Annotated in this window: 24 protein-coding genes and 4 pseudogenes; 17 read left to right on the top strand and 11 right to left on the bottom strand. The window is 60.4% G+C overall.

Annotated elements, in window-relative coordinates; all coding sequences use genetic code 11:
• Nucleotides 1-30: 30 nt before the first annotated feature.
• Both istA and istB read left to right on the top strand, forming a co-directional pair.
• A pseudogene (gene istA / locus AAFF19_RS08525) lies at nt 31-1,230 on the top strand (IS21 family transposase); the annotation flags it as partial.
• Nucleotides 1,223-2,008 (top strand): IS21-like element helper ATPase IstB, encoded by a 786-nt coding sequence (gene istB / locus AAFF19_RS08520; RefSeq protein ID WP_006402486.1) that lies wholly within the window; start codon nt 1,223-1,225, stop codon nt 2,006-2,008. The pseudogene istA and the gene istB, both read left to right, overlap by 8 nt.
• A gap of 199 nt (nt 2,009-2,207) precedes the next feature.
• On the opposite strand, the gene AAFF19_RS08515 is transcribed toward istB, so the two are convergent.
• A complete protein-coding gene (locus AAFF19_RS08515; protein ID WP_342721677.1) occupies nt 2,208-3,746 on the bottom strand; it encodes an IS3 family transposase in 1,539 nt (512 codons plus the stop codon).
• Nucleotides 3,747-3,817: 71 nt separating this feature from the next.
• On the opposite strand from AAFF19_RS08515, the pseudogene AAFF19_RS08510 reads away from it, so the two are divergent.
• A pseudogene (locus AAFF19_RS08510) lies at nt 3,818-4,006 on the top strand (ATP-binding protein); the annotation flags it as partial.
• Nucleotides 4,007-4,413: 407 nt separating this feature from the next.
• On the opposite strand, the gene AAFF19_RS08505 reads toward AAFF19_RS08510, so the two are convergent.
• Nucleotides 4,414-4,764 carry a DUF4148 domain-containing protein gene (locus AAFF19_RS08505; RefSeq protein WP_008904206.1) on the bottom strand — a complete coding sequence of 117 codons (351 nt, stop codon included), beginning with the start codon at nt 4,762-4,764 and terminating at the stop codon, nt 4,414-4,416.
• A 414-nt stretch (nt 4,765-5,178) separates the two neighbouring features.
• Between AAFF19_RS08505 and AAFF19_RS08500 the strand changes: the two are divergent.
• The 4 genes and pseudogenes from AAFF19_RS08500 to AAFF19_RS08485 all read left to right on the top strand — a co-directional run bounded on the left by AAFF19_RS08500 (nt 5,179) and on the right by AAFF19_RS08485 (nt 7,689).
• Nucleotides 5,179-5,972 (top strand): annotated as a pseudogene (locus tag AAFF19_RS08500) (DNA/RNA non-specific endonuclease).
• An 81-nt stretch (nt 5,973-6,053) separates the two neighbouring features.
• Nucleotides 6,054-6,311, top strand: coding sequence for a hypothetical protein (locus tag AAFF19_RS08495; RefSeq protein ID WP_008905898.1), 258 nt, complete (start codon nt 6,054-6,056; stop codon nt 6,309-6,311).
• A gap of 52 nt (nt 6,312-6,363) precedes the next feature.
• Nucleotides 6,364-6,810, top strand: a complete 447-nt coding sequence (locus tag AAFF19_RS08490; RefSeq protein WP_342721676.1) for an HAD domain-containing protein — start codon at nt 6,364-6,366, stop codon at nt 6,808-6,810.
• 513 nt (nt 6,811-7,323) lie between these two features.
• A complete protein-coding gene (locus AAFF19_RS08485) occupies nt 7,324-7,689 on the top strand; it encodes an antitoxin Xre/MbcA/ParS toxin-binding domain-containing protein (RefSeq protein WP_237707273.1) in 366 nt (121 codons plus the stop codon).
• A gap of 40 nt (nt 7,690-7,729) precedes the next feature.
• Here the strand turns inward: AAFF19_RS08485 and AAFF19_RS08480 are convergent, their stop codons facing one another.
• The 5 genes and pseudogenes from AAFF19_RS08480 to AAFF19_RS08460 all read right to left on the bottom strand — a co-directional run.
• Nucleotides 7,730-8,101 carry a hypothetical protein gene (locus tag AAFF19_RS08480; RefSeq protein ID WP_034694852.1) on the bottom strand — a complete coding sequence of 124 codons (372 nt, stop codon included), beginning with the start codon at nt 8,099-8,101 and terminating at the stop codon, nt 7,730-7,732.
• Nucleotides 8,102-8,162: 61 nt separating this feature from the next.
• Nucleotides 8,163-8,825 carry a hypothetical protein gene (locus tag AAFF19_RS08475; RefSeq protein ID WP_050813867.1) on the bottom strand — a complete coding sequence of 221 codons (663 nt, stop codon included), beginning with the start codon at nt 8,823-8,825 and terminating at the stop codon, nt 8,163-8,165.
• Between the two features lie 171 nt (nt 8,826-8,996).
• The gene (locus AAFF19_RS08470) at nt 8,997-9,437 is read right to left on the bottom strand and encodes an HAD domain-containing protein (protein WP_342721675.1); all 441 of its coding nucleotides are present in this window, start codon (nt 9,435-9,437) and stop codon (nt 8,997-8,999) included.
• Nucleotides 9,438-9,489: 52 nt separating this feature from the next.
• The gene (locus AAFF19_RS08465) at nt 9,490-9,747 is read right to left on the bottom strand and encodes a hypothetical protein (RefSeq protein WP_008905898.1); all 258 of its coding nucleotides are present in this window, start codon (nt 9,745-9,747) and stop codon (nt 9,490-9,492) included.
• A gap of 81 nt (nt 9,748-9,828) precedes the next feature.
• Nucleotides 9,829-10,014 (bottom strand): annotated as a pseudogene (locus tag AAFF19_RS08460) (DNA/RNA non-specific endonuclease); the annotation flags it as partial.
• Nucleotides 10,015-10,538: 524 nt separating this feature from the next.
• Here AAFF19_RS08460 and AAFF19_RS08455 point away from each other — a divergent pair.
• Together AAFF19_RS08455 and AAFF19_RS08450 are read left to right on the top strand one after the other, a co-directional pair.
• A complete protein-coding gene (locus AAFF19_RS08455; protein ID WP_008904056.1) occupies nt 10,539-11,054 on the top strand; it encodes a DUF4148 domain-containing protein in 516 nt (171 codons plus the stop codon).
• Nucleotides 11,055-11,164: 110 nt separating this feature from the next.
• Complete coding sequence (locus AAFF19_RS08450; RefSeq protein WP_342720328.1) at nt 11,165-12,250, top strand: IS630 family transposase; 1,086 nt, start codon at nt 11,165-11,167, stop codon at nt 12,248-12,250.
• A gap of 346 nt (nt 12,251-12,596) precedes the next feature.
• Here AAFF19_RS08450 and AAFF19_RS08445 read toward each other — a convergent pair whose 3' ends face one another.
• The 3 genes from AAFF19_RS08445 to AAFF19_RS08435 form a co-directional block, all read right to left on the bottom strand.
• On the bottom strand, nt 12,597-13,652 hold the full coding sequence (locus AAFF19_RS08445) for a DMT family transporter (RefSeq protein WP_008904057.1): 1,056 nt from the start codon (nt 13,650-13,652) through the stop codon (nt 12,597-12,599).
• Nucleotides 13,653-13,872: 220 nt separating this feature from the next.
• Nucleotides 13,873-15,252 carry a heavy metal sensor histidine kinase gene (locus AAFF19_RS08440; protein WP_008904058.1) on the bottom strand — a complete coding sequence of 460 codons (1,380 nt, stop codon included), beginning with the start codon at nt 15,250-15,252 and terminating at the stop codon, nt 13,873-13,875.
• On the bottom strand, nt 15,249-15,935 hold the full coding sequence (locus AAFF19_RS08435) for a heavy metal response regulator transcription factor (protein WP_008904059.1): 687 nt from the start codon (nt 15,933-15,935) through the stop codon (nt 15,249-15,251). Before AAFF19_RS08435 ends, AAFF19_RS08440 begins: the two co-directional genes overlap by 4 nt.
• A gap of 146 nt (nt 15,936-16,081) precedes the next feature.
• On the opposite strand from AAFF19_RS08435, the gene AAFF19_RS08430 reads away from it, so the two are divergent.
• The 8 genes from AAFF19_RS08430 to AAFF19_RS08395 all read left to right on the top strand — a co-directional run bounded on the left by AAFF19_RS08430 (nt 16,082) and on the right by AAFF19_RS08395 (nt 25,017).
• Nucleotides 16,082-16,399, top strand: a complete 318-nt coding sequence (locus tag AAFF19_RS08430) for a hypothetical protein (protein WP_008904060.1) — start codon at nt 16,082-16,084, stop codon at nt 16,397-16,399.
• A complete protein-coding gene (locus AAFF19_RS08425; protein ID WP_342721674.1) occupies nt 16,396-17,829 on the top strand; it encodes a TolC family protein in 1,434 nt (477 codons plus the stop codon). Before AAFF19_RS08430 ends, AAFF19_RS08425 begins: the two co-directional genes overlap by 4 nt.
• 19 nt (nt 17,830-17,848) lie before the next feature.
• On the top strand, nt 17,849-19,261 hold the full coding sequence (locus tag AAFF19_RS08420; protein ID WP_034693458.1) for a copper oxidase: 1,413 nt from the start codon (nt 17,849-17,851) through the stop codon (nt 19,259-19,261).
• 39 nt (nt 19,262-19,300) lie between these two features.
• Nucleotides 19,301-19,786, top strand: a complete 486-nt coding sequence (locus AAFF19_RS08415; RefSeq protein WP_342721673.1) for a cupredoxin family protein — start codon at nt 19,301-19,303, stop codon at nt 19,784-19,786.
• 39 nt (nt 19,787-19,825) lie between these two features.
• The gene (locus AAFF19_RS08410; protein ID WP_008905307.1) at nt 19,826-20,167 is read left to right on the top strand and encodes a copper-binding protein; all 342 of its coding nucleotides are present in this window, start codon (nt 19,826-19,828) and stop codon (nt 20,165-20,167) included.
• Nucleotides 20,168-20,330: 163 nt separating this feature from the next.
• The gene (locus tag AAFF19_RS08405; RefSeq protein ID WP_008905308.1) at nt 20,331-21,506 is read left to right on the top strand and encodes an acetate/propionate family kinase; all 1,176 of its coding nucleotides are present in this window, start codon (nt 20,331-20,333) and stop codon (nt 21,504-21,506) included.
• A 17-nt stretch (nt 21,507-21,523) separates the two neighbouring features.
• Nucleotides 21,524-23,932: a copper-translocating P-type ATPase gene (locus AAFF19_RS08400; protein ID WP_008905309.1), complete on the top strand. Its 2,409-nt coding sequence runs from the start codon at nt 21,524-21,526 to the stop codon at nt 23,930-23,932.
• Between the two features lie 20 nt (nt 23,933-23,952).
• The gene (locus AAFF19_RS08395; RefSeq protein WP_034694474.1) at nt 23,953-25,017 is read left to right on the top strand and encodes a type II glyceraldehyde-3-phosphate dehydrogenase; all 1,065 of its coding nucleotides are present in this window, start codon (nt 23,953-23,955) and stop codon (nt 25,015-25,017) included.
• Nucleotides 25,018-25,216: 199 nt separating this feature from the next.
• Here AAFF19_RS08395 and AAFF19_RS08390 read toward each other — a convergent pair whose 3' ends face one another.
• The gene (locus tag AAFF19_RS08390) at nt 25,217-25,438 is read right to left on the bottom strand and encodes a hypothetical protein (RefSeq protein ID WP_008905311.1); all 222 of its coding nucleotides are present in this window, start codon (nt 25,436-25,438) and stop codon (nt 25,217-25,219) included.
• Between the last annotated feature and the right edge of the window lie 128 nt (nt 25,439-25,566).

Below are 25,566 nucleotides of genomic sequence, written 5' to 3'. Positions count from 1 at the left end.
ACCGAAAACTGAGCCACTTTTTGGTGTGATGGTGAAGGCCAACAGGCGGCCTGCAAGGCCTTCGTGCCATTGACCTTCGAGCTTGGCGAGGCCTTCCAGTTCGACTGGAGCGAAGACGGCTTGCTGGTGGGCGGGGTGTACTACCGCATGCAGGTCTCGCACATGAAGCTGTGTGCCAGTGGGGCCTTCTGGCTGGTGGCCTACCCCAGCCAAGGCCACGAGATGCTGTTCGATGCGCACACCCGCAGCTTTGCAGCGCTGGGTGGCGTGGCACGCCGTGGCATCTACGACAACATGAAGACGGCGGTCGACAAAGTCAAGAAGGGCAAAGGCCCCGTGGTCAATGCGCGCTTTGCAGCCATGTGCGCGCACTATCTGTTCGACCCTGATTTTTGCAACCGTGCCAGCGGCTGGGAGAAGGGGCGCGTGGAGAAGGATGTGCAAGACAGCCGCCGTCGCATCTGGGTGGAGGCGGGGCAATGGCGCTTTGGCAGCTTTACCGAGCTCAATGCGTGGCTGGGCGAGCGCTGCCGGGCTCTGTGGCGAGAGCTGCGCCACCCGCAGCACAAAGCGTTCAGCATCGCCGAGATGCTGGAGCTGGAGCAAAGCCACCTGATGCCGATGCCGGTGGCCTTTGATGGCTATGTTGAGAACCCGGCCAAGGTGAGCAGCACCTGCCTGGTGACGGTGGCGCGCAACCGCTACTCGGTGCCCTGCGAATGGGCGGGGCAGATGGTCAGTACGCGCCTGTACCCGGCGCAGATCGTGGTGGTGGCAGGCGATGCGGTCGTGGCTACGCACGAGCGCCTGAGTGATCGCAACCAGACCCGCTATGACTGGCAGCACTACGTGCCGCTGATTGAGCGCAAGCCAGGCGCGCTGCGCAACGGCGCGCCCTTTGCTGACCTGCCTGAGCCGCTACAGCGCATGCGCAAGGCCTTGGTGCATCAGGAGGGCGGCGACAAGGTGATGGCGCAGGTGCTGGCCGAGGTGCCCAAGCAAGGGCTGGACGCGGTGCTGGTGGCCGTTGAGCTCGCGCTGGAGAGTGCGCCGCCATCAGGGCGGGTGAGCACCGAGCACGTCATCAACGTGCTGGGCCGCCTGCAAGCGCAGCCTCTGCCCGAAACGGTTCATACCATCTTGCAAGTGAGCCAGACACCCCTGGCCGACACGGCGCGCTACGACAGCCTGCGCGCGGCCAGCGGTGTGCAGGAGGCCGATCATGCGTGAGTTGGACAAGGAGCTCAAAGAGCTGCGTTTGTACGGCATGGCAGGGGCCTGGGAAGACCTGGCCAAGCAGGGCGGCCAGGCCACGCTGGAGAGCTCGCGCTGGCTGCTGGAGCACCTGCTGCAAGCGGAAGTCACGGACAGGGCCATGCGCTCCGTGAGCTACCAGATGCACGCGGCCAAATTCCCTGTTCACCGCGACCTGGCTGGGTTTGACTTCGAGTGCTCGCCTGTGGACAAAAAGCTCATCGAGCAGCTGGCCAACATGGCGTTCGCAGAGCAGGCGCACAACGTGGTATTGGTCGGTGGCCCCGGCACAGGCAAGACGCATCTGGCCACGGCCATCGGCGTGGCGGGCATCACTCGCCATGGCTCACGGGTGCGGTTCTACTCGACAGTAGATCTGGTCAACGCGCTGGAGCAGGAGAAGGCCCAAGGCAAGGCGGGGCGCATCGCTGCAACTCTGCAGCGCATGGATCTGGTCATCCTCGATGAGCTGGGCTACCTGCCCTTCAGCCAGGCGGGCGGGGCCTTGCTGTTCCACCTGCTGAGCAAGCTGTACGAGCACACCAGCGTGATGATCACAACCAACCTCGACTTCAAGGAATGGTCCAGCGTATTCGGTGACGCCAAGATGACGACGGCGCTGCTGGACCGGCTCACGCACCACTGCCACATCGTGGAGACGGGCAACGAATCACATCGGTTCATGCACAGCACGGCCGTGGCCAAGAAACGCATCAAGGCACGCGAACAGGCCAAGAAGGCTGAGCCGTTCTGATCGGTTCAAGGGCAAGCCGCTACGGGCTTCGCCCTGCGCGGCTTGCCCTCAACGACGACCACCGAGTCGGTCCATCAAGGAGAAGAAACAAGCCCCAGGCACTACACTTATCCACAGCCAGCCTTCACAGGTTGGCCAATAGCCCTGGCTCAAAATTCAATCGGCACGGTGGGGGTGCGGATAAAAACTTGGACTGGTTTTATGCCGCAAGTCCAAGGCTCACCCGGTATTCGATAGGGCTGAGGGAGCCAAGAGAGATCTTGATCCGCTTCTCGTTGTACCAGCGGATGTAGTCGTCGACCACCTCAATGAACCGCTCGATGGTCGTGCCCTTCCAGTCCCGAGGATAGAACAGCTCATTCTTCAGCCGGCCGAAGAAGCCCTCACACGCCGCGTTGTCAGGCGAGCACGCCTTACGTGACATGGAGCGGGTGAGTTTGGCATCGCTCATTCTCGATAGCCAGCCAGGCCAGCGGTAGTGCCCTCCGCGATCGGAATGAACTACCGGCCTAGCGGTGGTTTCTGCCACTGTCTCGATAGCAGCATCCAGCATGGTGTTGACCAGTTCAGCGTCCGGGCTCGTGCCAATGGTCCAGCTCACCACCATCCCGTCGAAGCAATCGATGATCGGTGACAGGTACACCTTGCCCGCAGGGATCTGGAACTCTGTGATGTCGGTCAGCCATTTCTCGTTGGGGGCTGCAGCCTGGAAGTCACGGTTGATGATGTTCTCGGGTGCGGGGCTGATCTCGCCGAGGTACGACGCGTAACGGCGCCGCTTTGGCTTTGCAACGACCAGGCCTTCTTGTTTCATCAGCCGCTGCACCACCTTCTCGGAGATGGTGACGTCCTGCTTGGTCAGCGAGGCCTGCAGCCTGCGGTAGCCGTAGCAGCGGTGGTTTGACTCGAAGATCTCGGTGAGGGATTGGCGCACCCCAAGGTACTTGTCGCCGACCGCTGTGCGGGCCCGATGGTAGAAGTACGAGCTACGTGCAAGACCCAACTGTCCAAGGAGCTCAGGCAAGTCATAGTGCTCCTTGAGGGCGTCAATCAGCAGTGTCTTCTCCCGGTTGGACAGGAGCTGTAGATCGACGCCCAGGCCTTTTTTTAACAGTTCATTGGCCTTGTTAAAGAGGTCCTGCTCAAGGCGCAGTTGCCTGACTTCGAGGCGCAGTATCTCAACCTGGCGCTCGAGCTCTTCACGCTCTCGCGCCTGCGGAGATTGATTGGTGTGTTTCATTGATGCGGGTGTCTCACGCCCCAGAAGCTGGTTCTTCCAGTTGTACAACGTTGGCCGGCACACGCCGAGCCTGTCGGCAACAGCCTGTGCACTTTCCTGCCGGGTGCAAAGCTCCATCACTCCCGCGTGCTTCAAGCTCTCGGGATATCTTCGCTGGCCCACACTGCCGACAAGGGCCATCCTGGCTTCAGGGAATGCCTCGCGGACCCACTTGGTTAGCGTTCCACGCCCTGGATAGCCCAGCGCCCTCATGGTGGCAGCGATGCATCGATCATGTGTGAGGTAGTGCTCGATGGCCGCTGCCTTCTGGCCCTGCGAGAACTTCGGCTCCCGACGGGCATATCCCAGCGGCAGGTCGAGCCGCTGCTGATACTCGCGGTACCACCCCTTCAATGCATTCTTGGTTGGGTAACCCAGCTGACGGATGGTCGGGCTGGTGCGTTTGCCGAGCTTGATGTAGAGCTCAACGGCTCGGATTCGGTCTTCGTAGGAATACATGAACTACCTTCTAGTAGTCCAAGTTTTCGTCCGCACCCCCCACGGTGGCTCAATTTTGAATCGGCGCCAACATTCCTCGTCTGTTTGACCGCTTCTACCGTGCCGACCCGTCTCGGTCGCACCCACAATCCGATGGTGCTGGCCTCGGACTATCAATTACCCGGGCCATTGCACAAGCGCACGGAGGACGTGTGACGGTTGAATCCGGCTCGGGGAGAACAAAGTTCAGCCTCGAATTTCCAAGCAGGCTGATACTATAAGAATACCAAACGCCAACAGGGCTTCCATCGGCGGAACAGTACCCTTTCATGTTGCCTCCGGTGAAATTTAGACCAGACTGCCGCTCGTTTGTTGATCAGGCGAATGGCACCTACTTTGTCGCCCAATCATGGCCGTAGCGCTTGACCTGGGTGTGAGCGTGGGATCTGGGTGTCTTCAGCCAAGGATAGGGTTTTGACTGTCGCTTTCGCATGCGCGGTACGATGCGCCCCGGCCGACTGCCCTCGCGCCACCCACTCGGTCCGTAGCTCTTCTCGCGACAGTGTGTCGGCGGTTGAGAGTCAGGGAAATTCGGGCGGCGGCCTGGACTGACAAGAGGTCAGTCAGGCCGACGCCAACGATCCAACAGAATGGATTCCAAAGCTTTCTGCGACACCAACTTAGGCAATCAGCCCTGGTAGTAAAGACGCAGACGCGCATCGCGTTCGGCAGGGGACTCATTCCGCAGTTCGTTGATTACTTGCGCACGCGTCTTGCCTGGACCAGCTGCATCAGGTGTGCGGATCGGGAAGTTGCTTTCTCCGTAAGAAAGGAGTCCTTGCTGCATAGCAGCCTTGGTTTCTGCGATAACCTGCTCTCGCGTCTTCTCGCTCTTGAAGTGTTCCGGGTGAACGATTACGCCCTTTTCATTGTTGGCAGGATGTTCGTATGCGGCAGAAGCCATCCCTGGGAGGCCCAGGGCAACCACTGAGGCTGCGGCTGCGATCATGGAAGACAGGGAGAGGCGTTGTTGGATCATGGTTGAAGCTCCTTAACAAAGTGGACGAAAATTGCATCTCTCATGCCTTGCTTAGGCGTTGAGGAGATGTGTTCATCGTAGGGAGCGCACCCCAACAGAATCAGGACAGCTCGATGACATCGTTGTTAAGGAGCTGCGTGAGTTGGCGCCGAGTTGTTGAACTTGCGCGCAGGTGGAAAGACATAGTGGCCCGAGTCAGCTGGTTCCACAAACCCACGGATGAGAAGCGCATGGTGGTGATTCTGGAACCGGAACAGTTCGAAGACTGGCTGCAAGCACCCGCGACCCGCAGCATGGAATTCCTGCGACCCTTCCCCGCCGGGGGCCTGCGGGCGGGATAGGTCCACGCGATCCTGAAGAGACTTTGGAGTACCTTGTCCCCCTCTCAACTCAGTAATGAACCAACCGTTTGAAATGAAACAGACCGCGCTGTGGTCGCGCATGCTGCGCCTGACCACAATCCTGGCACTGACCGTTGCCAGCGCAGCCCATGCCCGGCTCTCCGTCTTTGAAGCGCTGGACAGTGCGTCAGGACATCCGACCCGATTTGCGCAATGCCCTCAGTTCTTCGTGGATGGCAAACCACCCGCCATACCGGCACGTCCCAAGCTGCGCGAGCTGTGCTACGAAGCGTTTGCAATCTTGCACAGCGGGGAGACCAGGACGCCGGTCTATGTGGCGCAGCGCCTGAACCGCCAAACCATCGAGGATGCCGACGAGAAGAGAGCGACCAAGTTCTTTGCCGACGCGCGCCTCCCCCGTGGCGAGCGGGCAGAACTGGAGGACTACAAGCGCTCGGGCTACTCCCGTGGCCACATGGCCCCTGCAGGAGACATGCCGACACCAACAGCCATGGCCCAGAGCTTCAGCCTGGCCAACATGGTGCCGCAGGACATCCAGCACAACGGTGGTGCCTGGGCCAAGATCGAGCAGGACACTCGCCGGTATATCCGGCGGGCCAAGGGCGATGTGTTCGTGATCACCGGGCCGGTGTTCACCCCGGAGAGTCCCCGCATCGGTAACAACGGGGTCGGGTTCCAGCCTACCTGTTCAAGCTCGTGTACGACCAGCACGACAACAGAGCCTGGGCGCATTGGCAGGAGAACCGGGAGGGGGAGCGGGTCGGCAGGCCCATCACCTACGAAGAGCTGGTGAAGCGCACGGGGGTTGAGTTCTTGCCAAGGCTTGTGGTTTCGCAACTGAACTGAGGAGTGATTTACTCCTCTTGTGAGTCACGCTCACAATGGGGCACCCCGCTCCGCCAACACAATGTCGATTGAAGGTTCAACATGACGGGACCGTCAACTCCTCAGCAGTCGCTGCAGTTTGATTTGCAGGGCACCCCTGCAGGTGTCACGCGATCCAAGTCGCGCGTGCCTCTTGCCAAGCTGGCGAACGAGAAGTTGCCGGCATATTCGCCGGACGACGGGCCGCTCACGACGGCAGAGATCTACGCCATTCAAGCTGATGCCGATGCGTGCATGCCAATAGGACGTGTTCTACGGCGCATGAGCCTGCTCGCATCCATCGAACCGTTAGTGCGATGACCGTCTCACTCGCGTGGACGCCCGCGAGACGGACCCACACAGGCAAGAAACAATGAGGGCTATCTTCATCGACTTTGATGGCGTAGTGCACCCTGCAGGTGGGCCTGTCAGCGCCTGTCTTCCCATTGAATGGCTCTCTGATCTGGATGACATTCTCAGCGCGCATCCCCCAGTTCGCATCGTGGTTCACTCCAGCTGGCGCCTCACGTACCCGCATGAAGAGATTCGGGAATTTTTGAGCGGGCTGAGTGCCCTTGAAATCGATATCGTCGGGCCAGGAGAAAAGCGTGAAGCCATCACGGCGTACCTGAGTGCCCACCCTGAGATTGAGAGCGGCCTTGTGATTGACGATGAGCCCAGCGAATTTCTGGCTGAGTTCCCGCTTCAGGTTGTTGCCTGTGATCCCACGACTGGCATCTCCTGCCAGCCCGTGCAGAACGAGATCACGGCGTGGCTGAACCACGTAGGACCCATCCCTCTGGATGCAGAGCGGCTGTAACGACGCATACGGTGATGGTGGGGCGGCCTCTGAGACAGTCTCCCCGCGAAATCCGCTCGTGACGAATCCGAAGTGACGCAAGTTACTGCCCACGATGCCAAGCCGAAGTTTTCCTGTTATGAGCGGTGCACGGCGAATGTCCTCCTGAGCATCATCACCTCGTGGCCGTACAGGCTTAAATCCGGCGGTGCAGGGAACGCTAGCGCGGAGATTCTGATGCCTTTGGCGACGTGCCTGGGGGTACAGTGGCGGGCTTGTGCAAAATACTGATGTTTTGTACAGTATCGTGAAATCCCGCACAGATATGGCCATGTACAAACCAGCCCGTTACGTATTCCGTCCTGCCAGACCAGCTCCCGCATTGTTGCGCCGCATCTGGGCATGGTTTTGAGATCGCCCTGCTGTGCCTCGGGCCTTGCCCAGCCTCCAGGCTCGCTTGTCCCCCAAATGGCGATTCACCATGAGCGAGCTGCTGGCATTGCACAAAAAACGTCGCCACAAGTAACATTGGCCATGTCGAAAAACCAAGCCCGGAAACACTGGAGGAATTTTTCGCTCCCTGATTCGAGTGAGGACAATGCTTGGCTGGATGCGCCACCTGTAGGCCGCGAATTTGGAAGTCCGGACTATGAGAGATTGATGGCGCTTGATCACGCTGCTTTCGTGGCCTTCCACTCGTGGAATAAGGTGCAGGATTGGCTGACCGCGCCGAACTCGCAGCTTGATGGAGCTTGCCCTGAGGAGGTGGCGCGAAGCCCCGCTGGATTTGACAAAGTCATGTCAATCCTGTTGTCATCGGGGAGCCGCGCCAGTGCGGACTTCATGAGCGAGATTGAGGCTTTGCCAGTTCAAGAGCGAGAAAGTCAAAAAGGTATTTAGCTGTTTCCTGTTAACGGCATACGATGACAAGCTCATGGGCTCAAATTTCCAAAGCACTGTCGCCCACAGGCCACTGCAGTTCTCGAACAACTCTGCGCATGATCCAGACGCACTGCGCATCAGAGCACCATCGCTTGGCCACAAGACCTTTTAATGCAGCCTTCACGGTTGCTTGCTGGTCCCCTTCGAAGGTCGCCAGCTTTCGTTGACAGTACGGGACCATCTGCGAGACCAGATCGTCACACATGTGGAAAGCAGCAGTGACCTCTGAGGGCGCAGTGCCCGGTGCATAGAACTTTCCATCTTCGTCAACAAGGCTCATTTTTGGATGAGCTCCACCAATGGCAGATGTAATTGCACTCACCGGAAAATCATCCGGTACGCCTGGATAGCTGGCGCGGTCAGTCGTCATATCAATTCCTTTCAAATTGCCTCGTACAGTGGGTATCTCCCATGACACCTCAAGCGCCTCGTCAGGCTTTCGCGTCACGGGTGTGGGTCAATAACGCCTGCTCACGAAGCCAGCTTGCTTTGTCGTAAACAAGGCCGGGGAACTCGTCGGTCAAACTGGTTTTCTGCAAGATGAGCGCTCGGGCCAGCCGCGCCACTTCCGCCAGTTCCTTTTCATTCCGGACTTCAAGCGGCGCCACAAGGCTGACGCCCATCGCCCAATTGAGACGCTCCCATTTCCAGGATGGGCGGACCTCCAAGTCAATCCCATCCCGCGTCAGCCGTTCTTCAATTGCCTGAAGCTTTGCGTAATGCTCCGTCTGGGCTTCAGAGGGAGCGCGACTGGTGGTGGTGAACAGCTTTTTACGCCTTTTCGACTTTCCAACCATCTTGTAGTTCTTGGTCCCTCCCTCGAAGAGCCAGTCATCGCGAGGGCCATCTCCTGCTTCCTTCCATGCCATGGAGGAAATTGCTTCCCCATAAATCCGTCTGGGGTGTTGCCACCAGACGATCACGCGCCGTCCATTGAGAATGAATCCAACGTCATCCCAGGTCGACAGGCTGTCAGGCCCCATGTTCCAGTAGGCGTGAGGAATGAACAGACCGCCCTCCGACAGGCGCCACTGGTGCGTGCGGTGGTACTCGCGCATGCGCCTTCGCAGATACTCATAGTGCGGATTTTTCATGTGGACTCACCCAAATGAATGAAGCGAAAATTGAGCGCAAGTGGCTGAGACGAAGCGTGCGAGTGGTGCATGGGTCTGAGCGCCGTAGCGGCACGAACGCTTTGCCGAGTCAATGGACACAGGCGGTAGTAGTTGGGACCTGACTCGCTTTCACCATGCGCTTCCCGACAGCTACTCCCCATCTAAAGGGATGGGTTTTTTGTGGCTCAACCACGCAGTGACCTGGCTCTTGACCCGCGGGCAGGTGATGCCAATGGCGGGATCACAGACCACCATCTGAAGAGGGAATCCCGCTGGAAACTCACTGGGCTCATCGTCAATCACAAGTCCGCTCTCAATCTCAGGGTGGGCACTCAGGTACGCGGTGATGGCCTGAAGCTTTTCTCCTGGTCCGACGATATCGATTTCAAGGGCACTCAGCCCGCTCAAAAATTCCCGAATCTCTTCATGCGGGTACGTGAGGCGCCAGCTGGAGTGAACCACGATGCGAACTGGGGGATGCGCGCTGAGAATGTCATCCAGATCAGAGAGCCATTCAATGGGAAGACAGGCGCTGACAGGCCCACCTGCAGGGTGCACTACGCCATCAAAGTCGATGAAGATAGCCCTCATTGTTTCTTGCCTGTGTGGGTCCGTCTCGCGGGCGTCCACGCGAGTGAGACGGTCATCGCACTAACGGTTCGATGGATGCGAGCAGGCTCATGCGCCGTAGAACACGTCCTATTGGCATGCACGCATCGGCATCAGCTTGAATGGCGTAGATCTCTGCCGTCGTGAGCGGCCCGTCGTCCGGCGAATATGCCGGCAACTTCTCGTTCGCCAGCTTGGCAAGAGGCACGCGCGACTTGGATCGCGTGACACCTGCAGGGGTGCCCTGCAAATCAAACTGCAGCGACTGCTGAGGAGTTGACGGTCCCGTCATGTTGAACCTTCAATCGACATTGTGTTGGCGGAGCGGGGTGCCCCATTGTGAGCGTGACTCACAAGAGGAGTAAATCACTCCTCAGTTCAGTTGCGAAACCACAAGCCTTGGCAAGAACTCAACCCCCGTGCGCTTCACCAGCTCTTCGTAGGTGATGGGCCTGCCGACCCGCTCCCCCTCCCGGTTCTCCTGCCAATGCGCCCAGGCTCTGTTGTCGTGCTGGTCGTACACGAGCTTGAACAGGTAGGCTGGAACCCCGACCCCGTGACCAGCATTCCATGCCTCCGATCACCGTTTTTAGCGGCTTGCCAAAGCACTGTTGCTTTGTCGCGGCAGTTGCGCGTCTGGTTCCTCTGTAGCTCCGCTGCATTTGAGAGAGTCGCTCCACAAGCGACAGCGTCCGCGCTTGGGTTCGTGTGATGCCACTTGCTGTCAAAAGCGTAATCCGGAAGTCACCTCCATGTGGGGCGGTGATTTCTAGACTCCTCTCCGTGGTGCATAAAAAACGCCACCTGGATGGACCATATCGGGCATCTGGCGCCACAGGAGACCACCATGCAAGTCAGTACCCCAAGCTGCGAAGACGCGCCGACAAGTCCTGGATGTGTTGCAGGAGGTCAAGCGCAACCCTGATATCAACGAAGCCATGCGCGACCTAGATGGCGAAGCGAATTGGGTCGCTGCCCTTAACTGCCCTGAAGCACCTCAACGATCACCTGCAACCGAGTGCCTCTCCTAGACCGGCATGCGCTTGCAATCTCCCACCGTTTACCCAAGAAGGAAAATTCATCATGAAAATCAAGTCCACCCTCATCGTTCTCTCTCTCTTCGCCGCCCCCGCATTCGCGTCCGACCAAGGTGTTAGCAAGACGCGCGAACAAGTACGGGCTGAGCTGGCGCAAGCAATGCGTAGTGGTGACATGCCCGCCTCTGGCGAGTCGGGCCTGACGCACAAACAGATCAACCCCGGTGCGTATCCAGTAGGCGCCTCCGCGCAGGTCACAAAAACACGCGAGCAAGTGCGCACGGAGCTGGAGCAAGCGATCCGCACCGGCGACATCCTGGCGGGCGGTGAATCAAGCGCCAAGCTGAATGAGCTGACTCCTGGTCGTTATCCTGCGGTGGCTGCCGCTCCTTCAAAGACCCGCGGTCAAGTCAAGAGTGAACTGGCGCGCGCTATCCGCGAAGGGGAGATTGTCGCTGGCGAAGACGGCCGCAAGCTCAACGAGATCTATCCCGACCGCTACCATGCAGCGCATCATGCCGCGGCTAACGCGGGGCAGATCCCTACGACTCCCCGCTTCTGACGTTGCCTCCCGCTCAACCCGAAGCCATCTAGTGTCCTGAGTTAAAAATTCATTGAATTATTTTCCCTGACGGTGATCAGTCGTGTAGTGTGTTGTACGACGAGGTGGCCATGAGCGGAAGACCAAAGACTCCATTGGTGTTGGGCGCGACGGAGCGAGAGCAACTGATTGCGCTGACCAAGCGTCGCAAGACAGCGCAGGCCTTGGCCCTGCGAGCGCGGATCGTGCTCGCTTGCGCAGAGGGCTTGGACAACAAAGTGGTGGCAGCGCGCCTGCGGGTCACGCAGCAAACAGTTTCCAAGTGGCGGGGCCGTTTTGTTGAACTGCGCATGGATGGTTTACTGGATGCCCCGCGCCCTGGTGCTCCACGCACGATTGAAGATGAGCGCGTCGATGCAGTGATCGCCAAGACGCTGGAGTCTGTGCCGACTGGCGCAACTCACTGGAGTACCCGCTCTATGGCGCGGGCAATGGGCATGTCACAGACGGCTGTGAGCCGAATCTGGCGGGCTTTTGGTTTGCAGCCGCACCGCCAGGAGACGTTCAAACTCTCCAGTGACCCGTTTTTTGTCGACAAAGTCCGTGACATTGTCGGCCTGTACATGGACCCGCCACTCAAGGCGATGGTGTTGTGCGTGGATGAGAAGAGTCAAATACAGGCACTGGACCGCACACAGCCAATCTTGCCGCTGGCACCGGGTATTCCTGAGCGCAGAACCCACGATTACATGCGCCATGGAACGACGACGCTGTTTGCGGCACTGGACATTGCCACGGGCCAAGTGATTGGAGAGTTACACCGGCGCCATCGCAGCACGGAGTTTTTGCAGTTCCTGCGTACCATTGAAGCGAATGTGCCAGCCCAGCTGGATGTGCATTTGGTGATGGACAACTACGGCACGCACAAGACCCCTGCGGTCAAGGCATGGTTTGCAAGACACCCCAGGTTCCACGTGCACTTCACGCCAACCTCCGCGTCTTGGCTCAATCAGGTGGAACGTTGGTTTGCAACCCTGACCGAGAAGTACATCCGTCGCGGCACACACCGATCGACAAGACAGCTTGAGCAGGCGATTCGCCAATACCTGGAACTGAACAACTCAAATCCCACACCGTTCGTCTGGGTCAAGTCTGCCGATGACATCCTGGCGAGCATCGAGAGATTTTGTCTACGAATTTCTAACTCAGGACACTAGTGCCCAGCAGCGGAAACTTTCAGAAGGAGGCTTCGGGCAGCAAAGCGGAGCGCGCGTTAGTGTCGAAGCAGCTGGGTGGGGTGGCCTTAGGTCGAGCCAGGTCACGTTGGCCCCACGCATACCCAGTCGGGCTCATGACGCTGCCAATGCGGCCTCGGAGAGGTCAAGGACCGTGGCCTCCGTGTACCCCTCATCGAGCAGATCGTCAACGAGAGTCGAAGCACCTCCTCTCTCCGTAGCACCACCGCACCGACAGCAGCGCGATGCCGACCCTCTGTTGTACACGGAAACGGGTCGTTTGAAAGGCGCGCCATTGTCGAAACATGCCCGCCAACAAATGGTGCTGCTAGTGCCTGTGTTGATGGTGCGCATCGGGTGCATGCGCGTGAGCGTGTGTCATCGGCTCGTGCGCATGCCGATGGCTATGGCTACCTTCAGGCATCACCTCGTGCGCGTGTAGATGGTGCCCGTCGTCATGGCGGTGGGCGTGCTCATGTTCCAACGCTTCGTGGGTGTGTTCGTGTCCGTGGCTCTCGGCCAAGTGAAGTACCACCCCCGCCAGCATGAACAAGCCACCTAGCAGCATCAACCATCCCGCAGAGCGCTCCCCGAGCCCGAAGGCCACTGCCGCACCAATGAAAGGCGCGAAGGCGAACACCGAACCCGTACGCGCCGCGCCGAATGCCCTTTGTGCCAGAAGATAAAAGCGCAGGCTTAGCCCGTAGCCTGTGGCTCCAATGGCAAGCAGCCCCAGTGTTGCAGTTAAAGAAGGCAAGGGCTCCCCTGCCAACACGGCCAACGCTGCGGTTGCGGTAGCACCCAGGGTTGCCTTGGCCATCACCACCTGGCTCGGGTCACGCTCAGCCAGTCCTCGCGACAAGGTGTTGTCCACACCCCAGGCCATCGTAGCCACCAGCACTGCAAGCAGCCCAAGCAGCTGTACTCCGCCTTGCAGGCCCTGGTCCAGGACGAGAGCCATACCACCCGCAAGCAGCAAAAGCATGGCGGCCCATACGCGGCGGTCCATGGTTTCGCTGTAGAGCCACCACGCCAGCGTAGCTGTGAACACCGCTTCCAAGGTGAGCATGAGCGATGCACTGGCTCCGCTGGTGTGCTGAAGGCCCCAGGCCAGGGCTACCGGCCCCAGCGCAGCGCCAAACCCCGCCATGGCAATAAGGCGCGGGGTGTCAGATTTCTTCAGGCGTGCTTCGTGCGCGGCAGTCCGCAATGACAAGGCTCCCACTACAGCGGCTCCCGCGTACAGCAGCGCGGCCGTCGTGAATGCCCCTAGCCCTGCGCCCAAACGCTGCACCACAGGGGTGCTGATGCCAAACAACGCTGCCGCCAGCAAGGCCAACAGACCGCCTCGCAGTGCCGGTAGATGCAGAAACTCGCGCGACATGGGTGCGCTACTTGACCGTGAAGCGGACAGTGTTGCTCGTCTTGTTGTCCATCAAGCGCATTGATAGCCCCCTTCGTTCTATTCGGCGTGTATGCCCAGAACAACTTGTACGGTGCCACTACGTACGGAGCGGAATTTCTTGGTGGCTGATATTTGGACGGGTCTAACTTTCGGCAATCAACGTGGGTACCGGGAAAAACATGCATCTGTCATAACTTGTTTACCTGGGTGTACTGGGAAAGTACATCGAAAAGCAGGTCTTGCCGTTGGCCGAGTTCACAGCGATGCGGCCGCGGTGCGCATGAACGATGGCCTGGGTGATGGACAGCCCAAGGCCCGCCCCATCAGAGTCCAGTTGCTTACGCGACTTGTCGGCCCGGAAAAATCGGTCAAACAGGCGGGGGATCATCTGCTCGTCGATGGTAGGTCCGTGGTTGATGACATCCACCGTAGTTCCATGCAGGTCGCTTTTGATACTCACAACAACCGTCTCGCCTGGCGGCGTGTACCGGATAGCGTTGGACAGAAGATTGCTCAAGGCTCGCCGGAGCATCAACCTGTCACCGGAGAGGTCCCCCTCTCCAGCCAGCGTCAGCCGCACCTGCTGTTCTTCGGCAAGTGCTTCATAGAAATCAAACAGGGCCCGGGTTTCATCATGGACCGCGATGTTTTCCGTCCTGGGAAGAATAAGCCCGTGATCGGCCTTCGCCAGGAACAACATGTCGGCGATCATGCGCGCCAGGCGCTGATACTCCTCGGCGTTAGAGGCAAGAATCTCTTGGTACTCCGCCGTGGAACGGGCCTGACTGAGCGTTACCTGTGTCTGCGTCATCAGATTGTTGATAGGCGTACGCAACTCGTGGGCCAGGTCCGACGAAAACTCCGACAGGCGGTCGAACTCCTCCTTGAGGCGCCGGAGCATTTCATTCAGGGTGGTGGCAAGGTCTGCCATCTCCACCGGAAACTCCTGGCTTGGCATGCGCTCGTCCAGCCGCTGAGCCGTAATGGCCATTGCCCGGGACCGCATGGCCCGAAGGGGTGCCAGACCCTTCTTGGCGGCCCACCAGCCAAGGAACCCCGCCACCAGCGTTGCCAAAGTCACGTAACCCACGAGCACGCGAATCAGGCCATACATGAAGTGCTTGTGGTGAGCAATGTCCAGGGCCACCCAGACCTGCAACGGTGGATCAGAGGATCCCGGCAACGGCACGGATTCGGACATCCCTCGATATTCACCCCACTTGGTTTGCCATGAAGCAACACCCAAGCGCGCTGTTTGGGTCCAGGCGATCAGGTCCTTTGGAAACTGGAAGTCTGCGGTCGAGTAAAGCGATTCCGCGCCGCGAAGCACACTGACGTAGAGACCCTTGTGGCTATGCAAGACATCATCCAGCCGTGTTTGCAGATCTTGTGGCGACTTGGATTTGCTGATGACTTCACGCGTCAGGTGGATTTTGTCGCGCAGGGCATCTCGGTCGAGTTCTACGAAATGCCTGTCAATGGAAACGGCGACAAGGGTCCCCAGGCAAATGAGCACCAGCCCAGATGCCAAGGTAAAAAGAACCGTCAACCGTGTCGTCAGCGAGTACCGGGCTTTCACGCGCCCACCTGCGGGGCCTCAAGCACGTACCCCATCCCCCGCACCGTCTGGATCAGCTTGATGTCGTAGGCGTCATCGATCTTGGCACGAAGCCTGCGCATGGCCACCTCGATCACATTGGTGTCGCTGTCAAAGTTCATGTCCCACACTTGGGAAGCGATCAACGAGCGCGGAAGAACTTCCCCGTGGCGGCGCATCAGCAACTCAAGCAGTCCAAATTCCTTGGCCGTCAGGTCGATCCGTTTCCCGGCGCGGCTGACACGTCTTCGCAGCAGGTCCAATTCCAGATCGGCCACCTGCAGCACGGTCACTTCCGTGCCATTGCGCCCACGCCGCAGGATCGTTCGCACACGCGCCAGCAGTTCGGCGAAAGAAAAAGGTTTGACCAGATAGTCATCGGCTCCCAGTTCCAGTCCCTTCACCCGGTCTTGCACCTGGTCCTTCGCCGTGAGGAACAGGACGGCCATCTCCAGACCGAGGCGGCGCAGATTGGTGAGAACCTGCCATCCGTCCATCCCCGGAAGCATCACATCAAGGATCACCAGGTCATAGTCGCCATCCTGGGCCAGATGCAGCCCGTCCACTCCGTTGTGGACCAGATCGGCATTGAAACCAGCCTCGCGCAACCCTTGGCGCAGGTACTCGCCGGTTTTGATTTCATCTTCCACGATCAATATTTTCACGGGAACTCCCAGGCACTGCGCGTGGTTGCGAGTGTGCCCGCAGATCGCTGGGTTTCTTCTAGATGACAAAAATGTAATGAAACTGTTATGTCCGCGGCAGGCATCGGCCCAGACAATGCGATGCATCAAGAACGGATGGTGAATCTATGAACAATCGCTGGCTTTCACGACCTACCGCAAGCTTCTGGCTGGCCGCCGCGGTATTGGTTCCATCGCTGTCACTGGCGCAAATGCCTGAGGGTGAAACCGCGAAGGTGGACTATGAGTTTTCGTACCGATCTGCACTGTCGGGCTACGAAGCCTACAAGGAGCAGTCCGTCCAGCCCTGGAAGGCGGCCAACGACAAGGTGGGGGAGATCGGAGGATGGCGCGCCTATGCCAAGGAAATGCGCCAGACAGCACCCGCTACCGATCAGGACCTGCCCGCCCAGGGCCATGACGCACACCACGGGGGCAAACAATGAGCCGCCTCTTGCATTTGCCCCGCGCCAAGTTAGTGATCGCCGTGGCCGCTGTTGCGGTGTTGTCCGGATGCGCCAGCGTGAATCTGGAGCAGAGCCTCTCCAGCGCCAATGCAGCGACAAGCAGTTTCACGGACGGCCAACTCACCGTGGCCCGGGATCAGAGCGAGCGTGAGGCCTTGCGCCAGCGTGCTTCGGATCTGCTGAGCAAGCCACTGGGGCAGAAGGAAGCTGTGCAACTTGCATTGGTCAACAGCCCGTCCATGCAGGCCATCGTGGCCCAAAACTGGGCGGACGCGTCGACGGCAGCGCAGTCTGGACGCATCGCCAACCCCATCTTGAGCCTGGAACGCGTGCGCTTGGGCAGCGAGACGGAGATCGGACGCCTCCTTTCCTTTGGACTGCTGGACCTGCTAACCTTGCCCACGCGCAAAGGCGTCGCCGAGCGGCGCATCCAGCAGGCTCAATTGCGCCTGAGCAGTGATGTGGTGGACCAAGTCACACAGGTGCGACAGTCCTGGGTACGCGCCGTCGCGGCGCAACAAACCCTGACCTACACACAGCAAGTTTTCGCCAGCGCCCAGGCCAGCGCCGAATTGGCCAAGCGCATGCAGGCGGTGGGCAATTTCAACAAGCTCGATCGTGTACGCCAGCAAGCGTTCTATGCCGACACAGCAACTCAGCTGGCAAGCGCGCAGCACCAGGTCACGGCGGCCCGTGAGGAACTTGTCCGATTGCTGGGCCTGGACGACGCTCAAGCCAAACAACTCAGGTTGCCAGAGCGTCTGCCCGCGCTTCCCAAGGAGCCTTTGTCGCCCTTGGACGCAGGCCGCGAGGCGTCCAAGGGTCGGCTGGACCTGCAGATCGCGAAGGCAAACTATGACGCAGCTGCCCGCGCCCAGGGCTGGAACACGATTACAACGTTCACGGATATCGAGCTGGGAGTCCGGCGCGACTCGGTCTTCGACGCTGCTGAGAACACCCACTCCACGCGACGTGGTTTCGAGATCAGCCTGCAGCTGCCCATCTTTGACTGGGGTGGCATGCGGCGCAGCGCTATGAACGCGCAGACCCTGGCTGCAGCCAATCGCCTTGAGGCGACTGCCCGCGCGGCGGGCTCCAACCTTCGGGAGAGCTACTCCGCGTACCGCACTGCGTATGACATCGCGCGTCACCATCGCGACGAAGTGATCCCCCTGAGAAAAACCATTTCAGAAGAAAACCAGCTTCGCTACAACGGGATGCTTATCAGCGTTTTCGAGTTGCTCGCTGACTCCCGTGACCAGGTGAACTCGGTGATGGCGGCCCTGAACGCCGAACAGCAGTTCTGGCAGGCCGATGCCGCCCTTCAGGCCTCTCTCATCGGCAAGCCCACCAGTGCTGGCGTCTCGGGCGGTGGCGCAGCCGCTGCCGAAGCTGGTGCAGGCCACTGATCCCGTCAAGGAAACCAACATGAATTCAAGAAGAGATTTTTTCCGATTTGCGGGCATTGCCGGAGGGGCCGTGGCCGCAGCGAGTGTGAGCCGAGTGGCGATGGCGGCACTGCCGGAACCCGTGTACCAGTCAAGCCCAGACACCATGGCGCCTTTGGTGCCCAACTCTGGGCGCCCCTACAACCCGGTGGTCACGCTGAACGGCTGGACGCTGCCCTGGCGCATGAATCAGGGGGTCAAGGAGTTTCACTTGGTGGCAGAACCGGTGGTGCGCGAGATGGCCCCAGGCTTCAAGGCGCACCTTTGGGGGTACAACGGCCAGAGTCCGGGCCCCACCATCGAAGTGGTGGAAGGTGACCGCGTTCGCATTTTTGTGACCAACAAGCTGCCCGAGCACACCAGCATCCACTGGCACGGACAGCGTTTGCCCAACGGCATGGACGGTGTGGCAGGGCTGAACCAGCCCGCGATTCAGTCGGGCAAAACCTTTGTCTACGAATTTGTGGCGCGCCGTCCAGGTACCTTCATGTACCACCCGCACGCCGATGAGATGACCCAGATGGCCATGGGCATGATGGGCTTCTGGATAACGCATCCGAAGACCAAGCATCCGCTGATTGATGAAGTGAATCGAGACTTTTGCTTCCTGCTCAGTGCCTACGACATTGAGCCCGGCGCCGCCACGCCCAAGGTTGCGGAGATGCTGAACTTCAATCTGTGGACATGGAACAGCCGCATCTTTCCCGGCATCGACTCCTTGAATGTCCGGCTTAACGACAAGGTGCGCATTCGCATCGGCAACCTCACCATGACCAACCACCCCATGCATTTGCACGGTCATGAGTTTTTGGTCACCGGCACGGATGGCGGACCCACACCCAAGAGCACCCGTCTGTATGAAGTGACCACCGACGTGGCCGTTGGACAGATGCGTCAAATCGAGTTCCTCGCGGACGAAGAAGGCGACTGGGCGTTCCACTGCCACAAGAGCCACCACACCATGAATGCAATGGGGCACGACATTCCCACCATGATTGGCGTGGACCACCGGGGCGTGGCCAAGAAGATCAACAACTTGATCCCCGACTACATGGTCATGGGCGAGCGGGGCATGGCAGACATGACGGAAATGGAGATGCCCATCCCGGACAACACCATTCCCATGATGACCGGAGAAGGCCCGTTCGGCTCGGTCGAAATGGGCGGGATGTTCAGTGTCTTAAAGGTTCGCCGCGACCAGAAACCGGGCGACTACAAGAACCCGGGTTGGTACAAGAACCCGGAGGGCACGGTGGCCTACGAGTACACCGGTCCGATGGCTGAACCGGCCCGCTTCAAGGCCGAGGGCGGACAGTCCATGCCTCGCAAAGAGAAGTCCAGCTCGGACACTGTCGTCAAGGTCAAAAAGCCGTCTTCGCACAGCGGCCACTAACTGCCACGTTCCCCATCACCTTCACAACCCAAGGCAACTATGAAACGCACTCTTTCCCTGATCGCAGCCTCCGCCCTGGTGGCTCTGTCCTTTAACAGCTTTGCAGGTGGCACTCACAGCGGTGGTCACGGCCACGCAAGCGAGGAGTCAGCCATTGGTCAACCCGGCAAAGCTGCCAAGGTGACCCGCACGATCAACGTGGACATGGCTGACACCATGCGCTTCACGCCGGCAGCAATCTCCGTCAAGCAGGGCGAGACCATCAAGTTCGTGATCAAGAACAGCGGCCAGGTCAAACACGAGTTCAGCCTGGGCACCGACGACGAGTTGAAAGAACATTACGAGACCATGAAAAAATTCCCGGATATGGAGCATGACGAGCCCAGCAAGGTATCGCTCGCGCCGGGCAAGCAAGGCCAGATCATCTGGCACTTCACGAAGGCTGGCGAAGTGAAGTTTGCCTGCCTCTACCCCGGCCATTTCGACGCAGGCATGAAGGGCCAGGTCACGGTGGTCAAAAAGTAAACGCGGAACACCTCCACGCTATTAGGACAAGGAATTCACATGAAAAACGCAAACAACCTTTTGATCGGCGCCGTGTTGTCGCTGACCACCCTCTTGCCGCTGTCGGCCATGGCACAGGCCACGGTTGACGCCAGCAAGCCCGCTGCTCTGGCTGCAGCCTCCATGACGGATGGAGAGGTGCGCAAGATCGATAAGGACGCTGGAAAAATCACCATCAAGCACGGTGACATCAAGCACCTAGAGATGCCGGGGATGACCATGGTGTTTAACGCCAAGGACAAGTTACTACTCGACAAGGTACAGGTCGGCGACAAAATCCGTTTCATGGTGGTCAGCGAGGGAGGAAAGATGTTCGTGACGTCCATCGAGCCTGCCAAGTAGCACGAAAATTGCGTGCAGCGTCTTTCTGAAATGAGGCGCTCTTCGGCATTCAGCAACGCGACGGGCCAGGCCGAGGCAAGCAGCGCCCAGCAGGTGGGCGCCACTTGAGCTAAATCAAGCGAGACCGAACGCGTAGTGTCAAGATGGTTTGGAGAACAAGAACATGACCCTGCTTGCACTGAACGCCGGCTCGACCAGCACTAAACTGGCACTGTACGAGCGCGACCTGCACCAGCTCTGGAGTGCCAGTGTGTCCGGACTTGCCTCGCCGAATGCGCGACTGCTGACCCGCGAACCTGGCGGGGATGCCGACACGCAGGAACTTGGACCCCTGCAATTCCGCTCCGCGACCGAACTATTGTTGGGCGAACTGGCGCAGCGCTGGCCGACGTTGCAGATAGAGGCTGTCGGACATAGAGTGGTTCACGGAGGCGACCTGCCGGTTGACAGCGTAACGATCGATGCACCGACTTTGGCCGCGATCACTCACTGGTCGTCGCTGGCGCCTCTTCATCAGCACCTGAACGTTGCAGCGATCAATGCAGCACGGCAGGCATTCCCGGGGGCGTTGCATGTTGCATGCTTCGACACGGGTTTTCACCGGACTCTCCCTGCGCGTGCGAGCCTCGTTGCTGTGCCGGAGCGCTTTAGATCGCTCGGAGTGCGCCGCTACGGCTTCCACGGCCTCTCATACGAGTCCGTGTTGCAACAACTGGCGGCCAGCGGCGAGCCGGTCTTCTCCGAGCGTGTCATTGCCGCGCACCTTGGTGGCGGTTCCTCACTGTGCGCCATTGCCCAGGGACGTAGTGTGGAAACGAGCATGGGCGTGACCCCGCTCAGCGGCGTCCCGATGACCACGCGCTGCGGCGATCTTGATCCCGGTGCGCTGCTGTTCCTGCTGCAGTCCGGCGAGACGGATGTCCGGCAGTTGCAAGCCGCCCTCTACGAAGAGTCGGGGCTCAAGGCCCTGACCGGCACCTCAGGCGACATGAAGTTGCTGCTCGACATTTCGGCACACTCGAGCGAGGCTCGCAAGGCGGTCGACTACTTCTGCTATCAGGTACGCAGGCATATGGGTGCGCTGGCAGCCGCTATGGAGGGCGTCGACCGGATCGTCTTCACGGGCGGAATCGGCGCCAACGCAGCGTTCGTCCGGCAAGCAGTGTGCGACGGCCTGCGCTTCCTGGGTGTCGAGCTCGATGCCAAAGCCAACCTGGCCAACGCCTCTAGCGTTCACACCTCACACAGCGCAATAAAGGTGAACGTGCTCGAGACCGACGAGGAATCCATCCTTGCCCGCAAGGCCGCTGCCCACGTGGACGGGTCGGGCGGCCATTAAAAGAAGGGACCATAAAGATGATTCAATCCGCAACCTTCGAGGTCGGCAATCTGCTGTCCCCGCTTTCTGCCCGCGGCGTCGAGAAGCGGCTCGCCGCGATCCCAGGCGTGGTGTCGGTGTCCGTAAACCCGGTGCCCGCGAGCGCCACTGTCTCGTTCGATCCGGCGCGGGTCACCCGTGAGCGGATCCGCACGACCATCGAGGACTGCGGCCACCATTGCGCCGGCGAACTGACGCCCAGGCACGTGTGCGAAGCAGCTCCGGACCCAGCAGCCCATGCCGCGCATGCCAATACCGGCCATGGTGCGCACGCGCAGCACGGCGGAAACGCGGCCGCGGATGCGAAGACCGCCAAAACCGGCGGAGAGCATCAAGACATGATGCACGAGATGGGCCACGGGAGCGGGCAGTCGATGGACGACATGGTCCGCGACATGCGCAACCGGTTCTTTGTGGCCCTGTTGTTCGCCGTACCGGTGTTCCTCTACTCCCCGATGGGGGCCATGGTCGGGGACTTCACCGTGCCGTTTGGCATGGACCGCAAGGTGTTCCTGTTCCTGGTCGCGTCGGCGGCGATCATCTATCCCGGCTGGCCGTTCTATGTGTCGGCCTGGCGGGCATTGCGCAATGGCGTGACCAATATGGCGACGCTGGTGGTTCTTTCGGTTGGCACAGGCTACCTCTTCAGCATCGGCGCCACCTTCTTCTACGAGGGCGAAGTGTTCTACGAGGCAGTAGCCACCCTGCTGGTGTTCATCCTGCTCGGGCATTGGCTGGAAATGCGCGCGCGTGCCGGTGCTTCCGACGCGATCCGTTCGCTGATGAACCTGGCGCCGCCCATGGCCACCGTGTTCCGCGACGGTGAGGAACAGAAGGTGCCGACGTCCGAGGTGGTCCTGGGAGACATCGTCGTGGTAAAGCCCGGCGACAGAGTGCCGGTTGACGGGGTCGTCATGGAAGGCGGCTCGCAAGTCGACGAGTCCATGCTGACCGGTGAATCCATGCCAGTGAAGAAGGGCACCGGCGACGAAGTGATAGGCGCGACCATCAACAAGAGCGGTAGCTTCCGCTACAAGGCGACCAAAGTCGGCGCGGACACGGCCCTGGCCCAGATCGTCAAGCTGGTCCAGGAGGCACAGAACTCCAAGGCTCCAGGGCAATTGCTCGCCGATCGGGCTTCGCAGTGGCTGGTGCTCGCAGCGATCGGCATCGGGCTCGCGACCTTCATCGTCTGGTACTGGGTGCTCGGGCAGCCGCTGCTGTTCGCAGTGACGCTAACCATCACGGTATTCGTCATAGCCTGTCCCGACGCACTGGGGCTCGCGACGCCCATGGCCGTGATGGTCGGTACCGGCCTCGGAGCCATGAACGGCATCCTGTTTAAGAACGCTGCGGCCCTAGAGAACGCCACCAAGCTGACCGTCGTGGTGTTCGACAAGACCGGCACCTTGACGGTGGGCCAGCCGGACGTGGTCGACCTCGTGAGCGCCCCGGGCACCGATACCTCCACCCTGCTGGCAACCGCGGCGGCCGTGGAGAAGTTTTCGGAACATCCGCTGGCATTGGCGATCCTGAAGAAGTCGGCCGATCTGCCTGTGGAGCACACGGTGGCGTTCACCAACATCGACGGTCAGGGTGCCCGGGCCGAACTGGCGGGTGACACGGTGCTGCTGGGCAACCGGCTGCTGATGGAAAGCCACGGGGTGGATCTGGCTGGCTTGTCGCAGGAAGCGGCGCGCCTGCAGGGCGCGGGCCGCACCGTGGTACACGTGGCGCGTGCCGGCCGGTTGCTGGGCCTGATCGCCATTGCCGACGCTGTGCGACCGAGTTCCCGGGACACCATCCAGGCGCTCCACAAGCGTGGCGTGAAGGTCGCCATGCTGACGGGGGACAACCAGGCCACCGCCGATCGCATCGGGCAGGAACTGGGCATCGACATCGTGCTCGCCGATGTTCTGCCCGGACAGAAGGCCGACAAGATCAGGGAACTTCAGTCGCAGGGACATAAGGTGGCGATGGTCGGCGACGGCATCAACGACGCTCCGGCATTGACGCAGGCGGACGTGGGTTTCGCCATCGGCGCCGGCACTGACGTGGCGATGGAAAGCGCACAAGTGGTGCTGATGAAGAGCGACCCCTTCGACGTGGTGGGTGCGATCGAGCTGTCGCGCGCCACGCTGCGCAAGATGCACCAGAACCTCTGGTGGGCGGTGGGCTACAACACCGTCGCCTTCCCTCTGGCGGCCGGCGTCTTCTACCCCTTCACCCTGTCGCCGGAAGTGGCGGCGCTGTCCATGTCGGGCAGCTCGGCCATCGTGGCCATCAATGCGCTGCTGCTCAAGCGCACCCGCCTGACCGGCATCCACAGATCACGCCCGGAGCAAGATGCCTCCTCTGGTGGCGCGCTGCCCGGCGCTGCAGGTTGAACCCGAGAGGAAAGGCACCCATGAGAATCCGAACGCCCGAAACCCGTATCCGCGTGGCCGTAGTCGGCTATGGCGTCATTGGAAAGCGAGTGGCTGACGCAGTCGCATTGCAGACGGACATGCAGCTGGCTGGCGTGGCAGACGTCGCCACCGACTGGCGGCTGCAGGTGGCCGCCGCTCTGGGTTTGCCGATCTTCGCCGGCGATGCCGCCTCCCTTGCATCTATGCGCTCGGTCGGGCTTCCGGTGGTGGATACCCTGGAAAACCTCCTACAGCAGGCCGACGTGGTGGTGGACTGCACTCCAAAGAAGGTGGCGGCGGGCAACGTCCCCCGCTACCGCAGCGCCGGCATCCGCTTCATCCTGCAGGGCGGTGAGAAGCATGAAATGGCGGGCCATTCCTTCGTGGCCGAGAGCAACTACGCGCAGGCGCTGGGACATGTCGCTACCCGCGTGGTCTCCTGCAACACCACCTCCATCGTGCGCACGCTGGGTGCGCTGCGCCGGGCCGGCCTGCTGCTGCAGGCGCGCGGCACGCTGATGCGGCGCGCGACCGACCCTGTGGACGGTCACCGTGGCGGGCTAATGAACACGCTGGTGCCGGAGGAAAAGGTGCCCAGCCACCAGGGGCCGGACGCCAAGACGGTCGACCCCGCGCTGGACGTGGTGACCATGGCGGTAGCGGTGCCACAGACCCTGGCTCACGTGCATTGCTGGAATGTGCGCATGACGCGTGCCGCCTCGCTGGACGAGGTTCTTGCAGCCTTTCGCACGTCCAGCCGCATCGCCCTCTTGCGCAGCAGCGACGGCCTGGGTGCGATCAACGTGGTCAAGGAAATGATGGGCGACCTCGGGCGGCCGCGGGCCGACCTGTACGAGGTCGGCTTGTGGGAGGACCTGGTGACACTCCAGGGCGATGAGCTGTTCTTCACGTACATGGTGGACAACCAGGCAATAGTCATCCCGGAAACGATCGACGCCGTCCGCGCGCTGGCCTGCACGCAGCCCGATGGGGCGACGTCGATCGCGGCAACGGACCGCAGCCTGGGCATTCCCCTACCGGCCAGCGTCCGATCGGGGAGCTGAGTCTCAAGACGGTTGGCCCCGGGGGTGCGCCGAATCGCGGCAGCCGCGACCGCTGAACATGACCCGGGGTAATCGTCCAGCGGCTAGGCAGCATCCCTGCGCAGTTTCTGTCGCTTTCTCCTGCCAACCGGCATGCGATTGCGGTTGACGTGTCGCTGCCCGCCTGTACCCGGTCGGGATTGGTACTGCTTTCTTCTCGTTAACGCGACGGCGTGGCGGCGGACGCCGCGGCGCGTTCCTTGTCGCGCTTGGTCACGACCATGGCGTTGGTTGCTCGATCGACCTTGACCATGCCCAGCTTGGGGTGCAGCCCGTAGTAGGTGCCGCTCCTGGACGCCGGGTCGGCGCGAGTGTCGGTGGCGGCGGACGCAACGCCCGCGAAGAGTGCGGCGCCCAGAAGGGTCACTGCGAGCTTGTTCACGTTGGTTCCTTTCGCCAGGGGCTCGAGCCGAACACCATGCGCGGCTTTGATTGCGACCTCTGATGACATCAATTCTGAAGACCACCCTCGGCCGGCCACTGACCGAACCATTACGAACTTGTCATGCG

This window comes from Acidovorax sp. FHTAMBA (genome assembly GCF_038958875.1).
Classification (GTDB): domain Bacteria; phylum Pseudomonadota; class Gammaproteobacteria; order Burkholderiales; family Burkholderiaceae_C; genus Acidovorax.
Note: the sequence above shows the minus strand (reverse complement) of the source record. Positions and strands in the feature narration are given on the sequence as shown.

Coding starts and splice junctions, on each gene's coding strand:
- istB (WP_006402486.1), top strand. CDS start 1,223: ATGCGTGAGTTGGACAAGGAGCTCAAAGAGCTGCGTTTGTACGGCATG.
- AAFF19_RS08515 (WP_342721677.1), bottom strand. CDS start 3,746: ATGTATTCCTACGAAGACCGAATCCGAGCCGTTGAGCTCTACATCAAG.
- AAFF19_RS08505 (WP_008904206.1), bottom strand. CDS start 4,764: ATGATCCAACAACGCCTCTCCCTGTCTTCCATGATCGCAGCCGCAGCC.
- AAFF19_RS08495 (WP_008905898.1), top strand. CDS start 6,054: ATGACGGGACCGTCAACTCCTCAGCAGTCGCTGCAGTTTGATTTGCAG.
- AAFF19_RS08490 (WP_342721676.1), top strand. CDS start 6,364: ATGAGGGCTATCTTCATCGACTTTGATGGCGTAGTGCACCCTGCAGGT.
- AAFF19_RS08485 (WP_237707273.1), top strand. CDS start 7,324: ATGTCGAAAAACCAAGCCCGGAAACACTGGAGGAATTTTTCGCTCCCT.
- AAFF19_RS08480 (WP_034694852.1), bottom strand. CDS start 8,101: ATGACGACTGACCGCGCCAGCTATCCAGGCGTACCGGATGATTTTCCG.
- AAFF19_RS08475 (WP_050813867.1), bottom strand. CDS start 8,825: ATGAAAAATCCGCACTATGAGTATCTGCGAAGGCGCATGCGCGAGTAC.
- AAFF19_RS08470 (WP_342721675.1), bottom strand. CDS start 9,437: ATGAGGGCTATCTTCATCGACTTTGATGGCGTAGTGCACCCTGCAGGT.
- AAFF19_RS08465 (WP_008905898.1), bottom strand. CDS start 9,747: ATGACGGGACCGTCAACTCCTCAGCAGTCGCTGCAGTTTGATTTGCAG.
- AAFF19_RS08455 (WP_008904056.1), top strand. CDS start 10,539: ATGAAAATCAAGTCCACCCTCATCGTTCTCTCTCTCTTCGCCGCCCCC.
- AAFF19_RS08450 (WP_342720328.1), top strand. CDS start 11,165: ATGAGCGGAAGACCAAAGACTCCATTGGTGTTGGGCGCGACGGAGCGA.
- AAFF19_RS08445 (WP_008904057.1), bottom strand. CDS start 13,652: ATGTCGCGCGAGTTTCTGCATCTACCGGCACTGCGAGGCGGTCTGTTG.
- AAFF19_RS08430 (WP_008904060.1), top strand. CDS start 16,082: ATGAACAATCGCTGGCTTTCACGACCTACCGCAAGCTTCTGGCTGGCC.
- AAFF19_RS08425 (WP_342721674.1), top strand. CDS start 16,396: ATGAGCCGCCTCTTGCATTTGCCCCGCGCCAAGTTAGTGATCGCCGTG.
- AAFF19_RS08420 (WP_034693458.1), top strand. CDS start 17,849: ATGAATTCAAGAAGAGATTTTTTCCGATTTGCGGGCATTGCCGGAGGG.
- AAFF19_RS08415 (WP_342721673.1), top strand. CDS start 19,301: ATGAAACGCACTCTTTCCCTGATCGCAGCCTCCGCCCTGGTGGCTCTG.
- AAFF19_RS08410 (WP_008905307.1), top strand. CDS start 19,826: ATGAAAAACGCAAACAACCTTTTGATCGGCGCCGTGTTGTCGCTGACC.
- AAFF19_RS08405 (WP_008905308.1), top strand. CDS start 20,331: ATGACCCTGCTTGCACTGAACGCCGGCTCGACCAGCACTAAACTGGCA.
- AAFF19_RS08400 (WP_008905309.1), top strand. CDS start 21,524: ATGATTCAATCCGCAACCTTCGAGGTCGGCAATCTGCTGTCCCCGCTT.
- AAFF19_RS08395 (WP_034694474.1), top strand. CDS start 23,953: ATGAGAATCCGAACGCCCGAAACCCGTATCCGCGTGGCCGTAGTCGGC.